Source organism: Ruminococcus flavefaciens (genome assembly GCF_900143025.1).
In the GTDB taxonomy this organism is placed as follows: domain Bacteria; phylum Bacillota; class Clostridia; order Oscillospirales; family Ruminococcaceae; genus Ruminococcus; species Ruminococcus flavefaciens_I.
In genome coordinates this window covers 40,310-52,665 of record NZ_FRCT01000014.1, presented here as the reverse complement: position 1 = coordinate 52,665, position 12,356 = coordinate 40,310, and the positions used below count along the sequence as shown (strand labels likewise).

Genomic DNA, 12,356 nt, shown 5'->3' with positions numbered 1-12,356 from the left:
AAATGGGTATCGGAAATCATTGATATAGGGGGAATAACACCATGAGCGAAAAAGAAAAGAAATTCCTTTCAGTCAGCGGACTGAAAAAGAGCTTTGGCAGCGGTGACACAAAGCAGGACGTATTGAAGGGACTTGATTTTACTGTCGGAAAAGGAGAGTTCTGTGTTCTTCTCGGACCGTCAGGCTCGGGAAAATCCACGCTGCTGAATATACTCGGCGGCATAGACAGTGCTGATTCCGGCGAGATAGTCATAGACGGCGACAAGCTGGAGGACATGGACGAGAAAGGACTTACAAGGTACAGAAGAAAGCATCTCGGCTATGTTTTCCAGATGTACAATCTTATCCCTAACTTAAACGTAAAGGAAAACATCGAAACAGGCGCATATCTTTCCGATAAGCCGCTGGATATCGACGAGCTTCTGAAGATACTCGGACTGTACGAGCACCGTTACAAGCTGCCTAATCAGCTTTCGGGAGGTCAGCAGCAGAGAGTATCTATCGGACGTGCTATAGTAAAAAATCCTGATATACTTCTTTGCGATGAGCCTACGGGAGCTCTTGATTATACCACATCTAAGGAGATATTGCAGCTCATAGAGGAGGTCAATCAGAAATACGGCAACACTATAATAATGGTAACTCATAATGAAGCCATAAAGGAAATGGCTGACCATGTCATCAAGCTCCGTGACGGTAAGATAAGGCACGATATAGTAAATACCGAAAAGACTGCTGCTGCCGACCTTGAATGGTAAGGGGGCGAGGACATGGAGAAAAAGAGTATATCATTCGGCAAACGTCCGCGTGACCCTATGGTAAAGCGCGTATGGAAGGACATTTGGCGTGACCGCAAGCGTTATTTTATGATAATGCTTATGCTCATTGCAACGATAGGCTTCGTTTCGGGTATGTATGTAGCCAATAACAGTATGCTGGACACACTTGGCAAGAATGTTGATCTGCTTAAACGAGAAAGCGGACATTTTCAGCTTTCGGAGAAGGCTGATGAGGCAACTCTTTCCGCCATTGCTACAGGTGAGCTTGCAGATGTAGTGACGGTATACCGTGAGCGTGCGTATTCCGAGGCTGAGGAAGAGGTACAGAAGGCTGTTGACGAAGCAATGGAAGAACAAGTTGCCGACAGTGTGCGTGCAGCTATCACAGAGCAGGTGGAAAAGGCAGTCGATGAACAGCTTGAAGCTGCAAGGAAAATGGGACAGGATATCACCTCGGAGGCGAGACAGTCCGCAGTTGAGTCGGCTCTCGAAGCTGCTATGTCCGAGAATTACGACAAGGCATATAATGACGCTGTTAAACAGGCGAAGGAGTCTGAGGATTACGAAAAGGCTCTTGATGAAGCTCGTGAAAAAGCACATGAAGAGATAGACAAGAAGATCGACGAAAAGTACAGCGAGCTTTCAGAGCGTTACGGTCTTGATGAAAAATTCGATCCCGTACCCGTAACCGTTTACGAGCTGTTCTATAAGGACGTAGAGCAGAAGAAAGCATCAGGCGGTACGACTTCGACTGTCAGAGTTTACGATCAGCGCAAGGACGTTGATCTGTACGACATAATAAAGGGCAGAGCTCCCGAAAACGAGAACGAGATCATCATTGACCGTATGCACGCTGATAATGCTAAGATAAAGGTCGGCGACAGATTAAGTGTTGGCAATGCGGAGTTTGATGTGGTAGGACTTGCGGCATTTGTTGATTATTCAGCATTGTACGAGAGCAACACCGATACAATGTTTGACTCCATGACATTTGATATCGCTATGACAACAGACGCAGGATTTGATCGTATACGCAGCAATACACGAGCAAATTATGCATACAAATATAACAAAGCGCCTGCTGATGAATATGAGGAAAAGGAGATGTCGGATCATTTCCTCAAGTCGCTTATAACACAGGTCGCAGCTTCTGATGAGGAAGATCTTGAAATAAAGGACTACGTTCCTGCATATGCAAATCAGGCAATGTCATTTGCAGAAAATGACCTCGGCAAGGATAAGGCGATGGGCGGAGTGCTCCTGTACATACTTACAGCTGTGCTTGCATTCATATTTGCAGTCACTATAAGCACGACCCTTGAAAAAGAGGCTTCGGTTATCGGAACTCTCCGTGCATCGGGTTATACAAAGGGAGAGCTGCTGCGCTATTATATGAGCGCACCGCTGATAGTTGTCATTATTGCATCAATAATCGGAAACGTTCTTGGCTACACCTTATTCAAGGATGTTATAGTTGATATGTACTATAACAGCTACAGTCTCCCTACGTACAAGACTATATGGACTCCCGAGGCTTTTGTAAAGACAACGATAGTGCCGATAGTTCTTATGCTTATCATAAATCTTGTTGTTATCATAAGGACATTGAAGCTTTCACCGCTTCGCTTCCTGAGACATGACCTTAAACGCAGCAAGCGCAAAAAGGCTATACGCCTTCCGAAATGGAAATTCTTCGGACGCTTCCGTATGCGTGTTTTCTTACAGAATATCCCGAATTACCTTATGCTTTTCGTGGGTATAACCTTTGTAATGCTGCTGCTCTCAATGGCTGTGGGAATGCCTGAGACACTTTCCTATTATCAGGACAATATGGGCGATTCCATGTTTGCTAAGGAGCAGATAATACTCAGCACAACAGAGGACGAGGACGGAAATATCATAACTACAGACAACCCGGATGCAGAACGTTTTTCTATGACATCACTGGAAAGAAAAGACAAAACATACAACGAAGAGGTAATGGTCTGCGGAATTGTCGAAAACAGCAGATATATTAAGCTTGCAAAGGATTATTGCAATAATGCTGACGAGAACACTGTATACATCTCGAAGGCATATGCCGATAAATACAACGTAAAAAAAGGCGATACAATAGTGCTGTCGGAGAAATACGAGCACAAGGAATACAGCTGGAAGGTATATGATATATATGACTATACAGCGGGAATTACGGTGTTCGTGTCAAATGAGAACTTTAATAAGATCTTTGACAAGGACGAAGATTATTTCAGCGGATATATAAGCAATTCAAAAATAACAGATATTGACGAGGAATACATCGCAAATGAACTGACGGAAGACGATATGCTGAAGATAGCGCGTCAGCTTGACCACTCGATGGGCTCGTACATGGTGTATTTCCAGTATGTATGCGTTATAGTTGCAGCAATAATACTCTACCTGCTGACAAAAATAATCATAGAAAAGAATGAGCGTGCAATTTCCATGACGAAGATACTGGGCTATGACGATAATGAGATAGCGTCACTGTACCTCATACCTACAGCCATAGTGGTGTTCATTTCCGAGTTTATCACCATATATATTGGCTATAAGCTTATGGCGTTATTCTGGAAACTAATGCTTATGAGCATGAGCGGCTGGTTTGAATTCATAATGCCTTTCTCAGGCTATGTAAAGGAATTCGTAATGGTATTCGCAGCATATATCATCATAACAATTATCGATTTCATTCGCATACGCAAGATACCTAAGGTGCTTGCACTGAAAAATGCAGAATAAAATATCACGACCAGGCTTCTGTAGCATTGATACAGGAGCCTGTTTTTTTATTATGAAAAGCATATGAGAAATACAGATCAATTGGTATGCAAACAATACAACTTTAGCAAATGAGGGGAAATTGTATTGTTGAAACACGAATAATTATTGTGTTGTTGCACAAAGAACAGAAGATTATTTTGTATGTGCATACAAATTTCGAGGCGTTGCTGTAAGTTGTATTTACAAAATATGAATAATATGTTATGATGAAGAAAAATCCGATGTATTATCGGTTTTGGAGGTAGTTATGGAAGATTATAAATATATGACTATAGTTGAGTGGACAAAAAACTTTATAAGCGCAAGGAATTTAAAGCCGAAAGACCGCTTTCTGACAGAAAAGGAGCTCTGCGAGATACACGGTGTCAGCCGACAGACAGTCAGACAGGCATTGAGCTGCCTTGAAAAAGAAAACATCATCTGCCGTGTGAGAGGCAGCGGAGCTTTCGTGGCATCGGGCTGCACAAAGTCCGTATCTGCTGCGGGACAGATAAGGAATATCGGCGTTATATCAACGTATTTCAACGATTACATTTTCCCGAGCATCGTTACAGGTATCGAAAGTGTGCTCAATGATTCGGGATTTTCCATGCAGCTGGCTATAACTCATAACAGGGGAGCAGAGGAGCGGCAGGCTTTGCAGAGCATGATCTCGGGAGGAGTTCAGGGACTTATTGTAGAGCCGTCAAAAAGTGCCCTTCCGAATCCGAATATGGATCTGTATGAGGAGCTGAGAGTCAAGAATATCCCCGTTGTATTCTTCAATGCAAAGTATCCCTGGTCAGAGTACCCTTGCGTATCCCTTGATGATGAAGCGGCGGGCAGGATAGCGACAGACCGTGTATTCGACTGCGGACACCGAAAAATAGCGGGAATATTTGCACTTGACGATATACAGGGGCACAAGAGATATAGTGGCTTCACCAAAAGTTGTATTGCCCACGGTATCAGAAATGCAGAGGACAATGTAATGTGGTTTGCGACCTCCGACAAAAACTCTGTATTTACATCAGGCTGCACAAGGCTGCTGGAGCTTATAAGCGAATCTACGGCATTTGTCTGCTACAATGACAACATAGCCATAAAGCTGCTGCAATTCTGCAAGGAACATAACATCAGTATTCCCGATGATCTGTCCGTAATAGGCATAGATGATTCAAAATTTGCATCGATCTGCGATGTACCGCTGACTACTGTTGTTCACCCGCAGCGAAAGCTCGGAGAAGCAGCTGCGGAAAAGCTCATTGACATGATAAATTCCTATCCTATGGATAACAGCGACATTATTTTCAAGCCTGAGTTAAGGCTGCGTGAATCTGTAAAAAGTATTTGAATTCGGAAGTTTTAAATTAGTTTGTGGGGTATTATTATGAAGAAAAATATGGAGAAAATCAACGATGTGAAACGCATCGACATAAAGAAAGCAGAGGAACTGCTACAGAGCGGAAGCCTCGAAAACTGCGATGATATGCTGGATATGCTGCTGAATGACGTGGACTTTTCGTACATTGAGTCTCTTATGCTCAGACTGTACATATGTATGGAGATCTACGTTACAGCCTATGCCTTTTCTCGTAAGATAGGCGTTAGCACCGAAAAATTCTACGATGCTTTCGGCACAGCGGACGAGATCGGAAACGAGCTTATGACCGTTGATGATACAGTTAAATTTCTGCATACGCTTATCCGTGAATGTATAAAATGGCGCATAGAATCGGCAAAAGGTAGCAGCAGCAGTATCGTTGCCAAGGCAAAGGATTATATTGACAAGAACTACATGAACGACGAGCTTTCCCTCATCGTAGTAGCCGATGCAGTCGGACTCAGCCCCTCATATCTGAGTACACAGTTCAAGAAGGTGTACGGTCAGAATTTGTTTGAATATCTTGCACTTTCAAGAATAGCTCATGCACGGGAGTTGTTATGCTGTACCTCGAAAATGGTGTATGAGGTGGCATATGATGTAGGCTTCAAGGATTACCGGTATTTCAGCCAGATATTCAAGAAATACACAGGTCAGACACCAAGGCAATTTCAGAACAACGCTAATATTTGTCCGTAAAATCTATACTGGTAATAATATTCAAAATATAATAAACATTTTGTGTAAGATTTTCGGTAGCGATGTATGTACAAATTGGTTATAATGTAAATACAAGTTAACGGCGAGGACGTTAATAACATAATAAATTCAGATGGAGGAATTTTAATTATGAAAATGAAAAAAGTCTTGGCAATGGCAGTAAGTACACTCCTCTGTGGTACTATGCTGGTGGGCTGTGGAAGCGCAAAAGAATCATCAGATTCGGGAAGCTCGTCAAATTCAGCAGATTCAGGAAAAACAGCAGATACTGAAAAAAAGACAGATGCTGCAACTACTGCTGCTGCTGACTCAGGCACTGAAAACAACGGCGGCGGAAGCTCGTCAGGCGATCTTATCAAGGTCGGCATCATCAATAATGATCCTAACGAATCAGGCTACCGTACAGCAAACGTAAACGATCTGAAGGCAACCTTCACAGAGGCAAACGGTTTTGATGCATCATTTGCCTACAGCCTGAAGAACGAAGAGCAGATAAACTACGCTCAGAAGTTCATTCAGGACGAGGTGGATTATCTTCTTCTTTCGGCAGCTGATACCGCAGGCTGGGATTCAGTTCTCAAGGACGCAAGAGATGCAGGCGTAAGAGTTATCCTCTTCGACCGTACAATTGACGCAGACGAGAGCCTTTATGAAGCTTCTATCGTATCCGATATGGACAAGGAAGGCGAGCAGGCAGTTGACTGGCTGAAATCTCAGGATCTCGTATCATATGATATCATTCATTTACAGGGCGTTATCGGTTCGGCAGCTCAGAAAGGACGTTCGGGAGCTCTTACAGATACCGCAAAGTCTGAGGGCTGGAACATCATCACACAGCAGACAGCTGAGTGGAATGCTGAAAAGGCGCAGCAGATAGTTCAGTCGGTTATCGACTCAGGCAAGAAGTTCAACGTTATCTATGCAGAAAACGATGATATGGCAAAGGGAGCAGTTGCAGCCCTTGACAGAGCCAATATCTCACACGGCGTAGACAAGGACGTAGTCGTTATAGGTTTTGACTGCAACAAGTGGGCGCTTGAAGAGCTTCAGAAGGGCAGCTGGAACTATGACGGACAGTGCAATCCTTTCCAGTCAACATATATCAAGGACGTAATAGACAAGCTCGAAAATGGTGAGACCCTCTCTCAGAAGACCATTATCATGGACGAAAAGGGCTTTGATGCAAAGACTATTACCTCTGAAGATGTAGAGAACTACGGCATCTGATAATTTTGTTTACAGGACATCAATAATAAAATAAGTGCGGTGACGCGTTCGGGAATTTTGTCACCGCACTAATTTTACAGCTTTTTTCGTTGGAATTACACGGAAATAAGGCAGAAACTCACTTAGGAGGAGAAGCAATGCAGGAAAGATCATTGCTGGAAATGCGCGGTATCTATAAATCCTTTCCGGGAGTCAAGGCACTGAGAAATGTGGATTTTACACTTCGTGAAGGCGAGATCCATGCGCTTATGGGCGAAAACGGCGCAGGTAAATCCACTCTTATAAAGGTGCTCACAGGCGTACATATAAAGGACAGCGGAGATATCTTTATAAAAGGACAGAGCGGAGCTGTCAGGATACATTCTCCGCAGGACGCTCAGGATCTGGGCATAAGCACGGTATATCAGGAGATATCACTCTGTCCAAACCTCTCTGTGGCAGAGAATATCTTTCTTGGCAGAGGTAAGAGCGGACTTGTGAACTGGAGAAATATGAACCGTCAGGCAGGAAAGCTCCTTGACTCGCTGGGCATTGCGGTAAAGCCCACACAGCAGCTTGCAAGCTGTTCCATAGCTGTTCAGCAGATGGTAGCGATAGCAAGAGCAGTTGACATGGAATGTAGTGTGCTTATCCTTGACGAGCCTACCTCATCACTTGACGAATCAGAGGTAGAAAAGCTTTTCATGCTTATGAGACAGCTTAAAGAGCGCGGAGTAGGAATAATATTCGTAACTCACTTTCTCGATCAGGTATACGAGGTATGTGACAGGATAACTGTTCTTCGTGACGGACAGCTCGTAGGCGAGTATGAGATAGAAAATCTTCCCCGTGTTCAGCTTGTATCGAAAATGCTTGGCAAAGAGCTTGACGATATGGCTGACATAAAAAACGATATACCTGTTTTCAGCGAAAAGGATAAAGGCTATGTGTATGAGGCTGAGGGCTTGTGCAGCTCTGAGGGCATAAAACCCTTCAATTTCAATATCCGCAAGGGCGAGGTCAACGGCTTTACTGGACTTCTCGGTTCGGGACGAAGCGAGTGCGTAAGAGCGATCTTCGGAGCTGACAGGGTAACAGGCGGAAAAGTCAAGATAAACGGCAGGGAAGTGAAGATAAACAAGCCTATAGACGCAATGAAGAACGGTATAGCTTATCTTCCCGAGGACCGTAAGCGTGACGGAATAGTAGGTGATCTTTCTGTCCGTGACAATATAATACTTGCATTGCAGGTAAAGAAAGGCTTCTTCAAGCCCTTCACAAAGGCTGAGGCGACTAAATTCGCCGAGGAGTATATCAAGCTCCTTGACATAAAGACAGCGTCGGTGAACACGCCTATAAAATCGCTGTCAGGCGGAAATCAGCAGAAGGTAATACTTGGACGCTGGCTGCTGACCCACCCCGAATATCTTATCCTTGATGAACCGACCCGCGGCATAGATGTCGGCACAAAGGTAGATATACAGAAGCTTGTACTGAAGCTTGCTTCTGAGGGTATGAGCATAACCTTCATCTCCTCCGAGACCGATGAAATGCTCCGTACCTGTTCAAGACTGCTGGTAATGCGCGACCGTAAGCTTGTAGGCGAGCTTACAGGTGACGAACTTACACAGGCAACGATAATGAATACTATAGCAGGAGGTGAGCAGGAATGACAGCAGGAACAAAAGGTGCTGAAAAAAGCTCTTTCTTGGCAAGTATCATAAAAAAGCAGATATTTATCCCAATAGCTGCCCTGCTCATACTTGCGATATTCAATCTTATAATGGACCCTTCCTTCTTCAAGATAACTCTTGGACATAACAGCGAGGGACACCCCGTACTTTCGGGAAATCTTATTTCCATAATCGACTACGGCTCGGAGCTTGCCATACTTGCCATAGGCATGACGCTGGTAACAGCCGCTTCACGCGGACAGGATATCAGTGTGGGAGCGGCAATAGCTATCAGCGGAAGCGTGGTGCTAAGGGTACTCTGCGGAACGAATTCCCGTCCCGAGACCTTGCAGGCTCCTATAATAGTAGCATTTCTCATAAGCTGCCTTGTTGCAATGGCATTTGGCGCATTCAACGGCGCACTTGTATCCATATTCAAGATACAGCCAATGGTAGCAACGCTTATACTTTTTACAGCAGGACGTTCGATAGCAGCGTGGATAAACAACAACGAGCTTCCTGTAGTAAATGACAAGACATTTACATATTTTGGCGGATATATACCGGGCATACCGATACCAACACCGTTTTTCATTGCCATTGTCTGCTTTATCGTTACATGGCTGGTGCTGAAATTCACTAATCTCGGACTGTACGTACAAGCAGTCGGAATAAACGAAAAGACCTCCCGTCTTAACGGTCTTAATCCTGCATTCATCAAGTTCATAACCTATGTTATACTCGGACTATGTGTAGCAGTTGCAGGCTTTATAAAGGTAAGCCGTCTTTCAACTATAAATTATTCCGTAGTTGCAAAGGATATAGAAATGGACGCTATACTGGCAGTTGCTTTAGGCGGCAACTCTCTCAGCGGCGGAAAGTTCAACATATCCGCATCAATACTCGGAGCATATGTTATACAGTTCCTTACGACCACTCTTTACAAATTCAATGTACAGTCTGACGCGCTTCCTGCATACAAGGCAGTAGTAGTAATATTGCTTGTAATACTGAGCGCACCTATAGTACGTGAAAAAATGGCAGCCTTATTCAAAAATCTGCGTTCACCTGTGAATGCAGAGAGCAAGAGCTGAAAAAGGGCAGAACGGAGGAATAATATATGCCGCAGAAAGACATGACTGTCGGTAGACCACGCCGACATCTGCTTAGAGGAATAACAGACACCAATCTGCTCATGTCCATAACCATAATCGTATTTATTATCATGTACCTTTATGCCATATTCGGACTTGGCGAGGGTTTCCTCAAGGCACAGACATTTTTCAATATGCTAAACGCAAATGCTGCACTTATCATACTTGCCTGCGGTATGACGCTGGTAATGATAACAGGCGGTATCGACATTTCGGTAGGCGGTATGGCAGCGCTTGTGAGCATGAGCTCAGCTGTATATCTTGACAAACACAGCGGAAGCGTTTTCGGAGCAATGATGATATCACTTGGTATCGGACTTGCATTCGGTTTAATTCAGGGCTTTCTTGTAGCTTATCTTGACATTCAGCCATTCATAGTAACGCTGGCGGGAATGTTCTTTGCAAGGGGCATGACGACCATTGTAAATGCAAACCCATTCAATGTTCAGAACAGGGCGTTTGTAAAGCTGAAGGAAACAAGAATAACAGTTCCCGGAATGGGCTCTGTAAACAAAAGAGGAATCTATATTGACGCTTACATAGAGATCGGCGTCATAGTAGCACTTATAGTCGTTGCTGCACTTTTCCTTTTCCTTAAATGGACAAAGACAGGAAGGAATTTCTATGCAGTAGGCGGAAATAAACAAAGCGCACTTATGCTTGGAATAAATGTAAAGAGAACCACCTTCCTTGCATACCTTATGTGCGGAATTTTAGGCGGAATTGGCGGATTTGTATATTTTATGCACGTAGGCTCGGGCTCAGCCTCTCACGCAACGGGAGCTGAAATGAATGCCATAGCCTCCTCTATCATAGGAGGAACGATGCTTACGGGCGGCGTCGGAAATATAGTGGGAACACTGTTCGGCGTACTTTCACTTGCTCTTATCCAGAATATCGTATCATCTGTAGGACTTACCGATGCCTGGTGGACGGGAATAACCAATGCTTCTATGCTTTGTATATTCCTTGTAGTCCAGAGTATCATCATAGCACGCCGCAAGAAAGCTAACCTTTCAGCAGCAAAGTCCATGGAAGCAAAAGGAGTAAAAAAATGAGCGGTGCAGAAACAATAAATAACGGCAAAGCCGTAATAGGCATCGAGTTCGGCTCTACACGGATAAAGGCACTCCTTATAGGCGAGGATCGTGCTCCTTTGGCATCGGGAGTATACGACTGGCAGAATGAACTGCTGGACGGCGTATGGACATACTCTCTCGAAAATGTCAGAAAAGGACTTCGTGAATGTTTTGCCGGGCTTATGAAAAACGTAGAAGAAAAATACGGGATAAAGCTTGAGAAAGCTGCTGCAATAGGCATATCGGCAATGATGCACGGCTATCTCGTATTCGATAAAAGCGATAAGCAGCTTGCTCCTTTCAGAACATGGCGCAATACCATGACCGAGGAGGCAGCCGACAAGCTTACAGAAGAATTCAGCTTCAATATCCCTCAGCGTTGGAGCATAGCTCATCTTTATCAGGCAATGCTGAATAAAGAACCTCATGTCAGGGATATAGCATTTATGACCACGCTTGCAGGCTATGTACACTATCTGCTCACAGGCGAAAAGGTCATAGGAACAGGCGATGCTTCGGGAATATTCCCCATAGCACAGGATACTTGTGACTACGACGGTGAAATGCTTTCAAGGTTTGATGAGCTTGCCGAGGGTACAGAATTCGGCGCAAATCTGAAAGACATTCTTCCGCGCATAGTGCCTGTAGGAGAGTGTGCTGGAAAGCTTACAGAAGAAGGCGCAAAGCTTCTTGACCCTACAGGAACATTCAAGGCAGGAGTTCCTTTCTGTCCTCCCGAGGGAGATGCACAGACAGGTATGGCTGCAACTAACAGCATTACACCCAAAACAGGCAATGTTTCCGCGGGAACGTCAATTTTCTCAATGATAGTTCTTGAAGAGAAGCTTAAAACAGTCCACCGTGAGATAGACATTGTCACTACTCCCTGCGGAGCACCTGTTGCAATGGTACACTGTAACAGCTGTACCTCTGACCTGGATTCATGGTTTGGGATATTCGGCGAATTGCTGAAAGAATCGGGCACTGATATCCCCAAAGGCAGACTGTATGATATGCTTTACGGTCTTGCAGCAGAGGGAGAGACCGACTGCGGCGGCATAGTCTCATACAATTATTTTGCAGGCGAGCCCGTTACAGGTATAAAGGACGGCAAGCCCCTTCTGATGCGTGACCCCGAGTCGGTATTCAACATCAGGAATCTTGTGCGCAGTCTTGTATATTCCTGTATCGCTTCCCTCAAAGCAGGCATGGATATACTGACAGAGCAGGAGCACGTAAAGCTTGAAAAGATATATGCTCACGGAGGCTTCTTCAAAACCCCCGTTCCCAGTCAGAATTTCCTTTCGGCAGCTCTCGGCGCAGATGTTACTCTTATGCAGACCGCAGGAGAAGGCGGAGCATGGGGCATAGCACTTCTTGCGGACTATATGGCGGTCAGGGAGAAGGACGAAACCCTTGAGGACTATCTGAATAACAGGGTATTTGCTGATATGAATGGAAATACTGTTTCTCCTCAGCAAAAAGATGTGGACGGAATAAATGAATACATGAGAAATTATCTTTCGGGACTTGCGGCAGTAAGGGCAGCCGTTTCCGAAAAATAGAAAGGATAGATA

The 12,356-nt window shown here is 44.5% G+C and carries 9 protein-coding genes; all 9 read left to right on the top strand.

Features of this window, described 5'->3' with window-relative positions; all coding sequences use genetic code 11:
- Positions 1 to 41: 41 nt before the first annotated feature.
- The 9 genes from BUB28_RS13045 (at position 42) to BUB28_RS13005 (ending at position 12,344) form a co-directional block, all read left to right on the top strand.
- Positions 42 to 758, top strand: coding sequence for an ABC transporter ATP-binding protein (locus BUB28_RS13045; RefSeq protein ID WP_072951984.1), 717 nt, complete (start codon positions 42 to 44; stop codon positions 756 to 758).
- 12 nt (positions 759 to 770) lie between these two features.
- Positions 771 to 3,542 carry an ABC transporter permease gene (locus BUB28_RS13040; protein WP_072951983.1) on the top strand — a complete coding sequence of 924 codons (2,772 nt, stop codon included), beginning with the start codon at positions 771 to 773 and terminating at the stop codon, positions 3,540 to 3,542.
- 289 nt (positions 3,543 to 3,831) lie between these two features.
- Positions 3,832 to 4,917: a GntR family transcriptional regulator gene (locus BUB28_RS13035; protein WP_072951982.1), complete on the top strand. Its 1,086-nt coding sequence runs from the start codon at positions 3,832 to 3,834 to the stop codon at positions 4,915 to 4,917.
- 36 nt (positions 4,918 to 4,953) lie between these two features.
- Positions 4,954 to 5,646, top strand: coding sequence for a helix-turn-helix domain-containing protein (locus BUB28_RS13030; RefSeq protein ID WP_072951981.1), 693 nt, complete (start codon positions 4,954 to 4,956; stop codon positions 5,644 to 5,646).
- 150 nt (positions 5,647 to 5,796) lie between these two features.
- Entirely contained in the window at positions 5,797 to 6,894 is a 1,098-nt protein-coding gene (locus BUB28_RS13025; protein WP_072951980.1) for an ABC transporter substrate-binding protein, read from the top strand.
- Between the two features lie 137 nt (positions 6,895 to 7,031).
- Positions 7,032 to 8,546: a sugar ABC transporter ATP-binding protein gene (locus BUB28_RS13020; protein WP_072951979.1), complete on the top strand. Its 1,515-nt coding sequence runs from the start codon at positions 7,032 to 7,034 to the stop codon at positions 8,544 to 8,546.
- Positions 8,543 to 9,640 (top strand): ABC transporter permease, encoded by a 1,098-nt coding sequence (locus BUB28_RS13015; RefSeq protein WP_072951978.1) that lies wholly within the window; start codon positions 8,543 to 8,545, stop codon positions 9,638 to 9,640. Before BUB28_RS13020 ends, BUB28_RS13015 begins: the two co-directional genes overlap by 4 nt.
- A gap of 26 nt (positions 9,641 to 9,666) precedes the next feature.
- The gene (locus BUB28_RS13010; RefSeq protein WP_072951977.1) at positions 9,667 to 10,758 is read left to right on the top strand and encodes an ABC transporter permease; all 1,092 of its coding nucleotides are present in this window, start codon (positions 9,667 to 9,669) and stop codon (positions 10,756 to 10,758) included.
- Complete coding sequence (locus tag BUB28_RS13005) at positions 10,755 to 12,344, top strand: xylulokinase (RefSeq protein WP_072951976.1); 1,590 nt, start codon at positions 10,755 to 10,757, stop codon at positions 12,342 to 12,344. Before BUB28_RS13010 ends, BUB28_RS13005 begins: the two co-directional genes overlap by 4 nt.
- Positions 12,345 to 12,356 lie beyond the last annotated feature (12 nt).

What these genes read in the sequence shown, in the direction of transcription:
- BUB28_RS13045 (WP_072951984.1), top strand. Translation starts at nt 42, where the DNA reads ATGAGCGAAAAAGAAAAGAAATTCCTTTCAGTCAGCGGACTGAAAAAG.
- BUB28_RS13040 (WP_072951983.1), top strand. Translation starts at nt 771, where the DNA reads ATGGAGAAAAAGAGTATATCATTCGGCAAACGTCCGCGTGACCCTATG.
- BUB28_RS13035 (WP_072951982.1), top strand. Translation starts at nt 3,832, where the DNA reads ATGGAAGATTATAAATATATGACTATAGTTGAGTGGACAAAAAACTTT.
- BUB28_RS13030 (WP_072951981.1), top strand. Translation starts at nt 4,954, where the DNA reads ATGAAGAAAAATATGGAGAAAATCAACGATGTGAAACGCATCGACATA.
- BUB28_RS13025 (WP_072951980.1), top strand. Translation starts at nt 5,797, where the DNA reads ATGAAAATGAAAAAAGTCTTGGCAATGGCAGTAAGTACACTCCTCTGT.
- BUB28_RS13020 (WP_072951979.1), top strand. Translation starts at nt 7,032, where the DNA reads ATGCAGGAAAGATCATTGCTGGAAATGCGCGGTATCTATAAATCCTTT.
- BUB28_RS13015 (WP_072951978.1), top strand. Translation starts at nt 8,543, where the DNA reads ATGACAGCAGGAACAAAAGGTGCTGAAAAAAGCTCTTTCTTGGCAAGT.
- BUB28_RS13010 (WP_072951977.1), top strand. Translation starts at nt 9,667, where the DNA reads ATGCCGCAGAAAGACATGACTGTCGGTAGACCACGCCGACATCTGCTT.
- BUB28_RS13005 (WP_072951976.1), top strand. Translation starts at nt 10,755, where the DNA reads ATGAGCGGTGCAGAAACAATAAATAACGGCAAAGCCGTAATAGGCATC.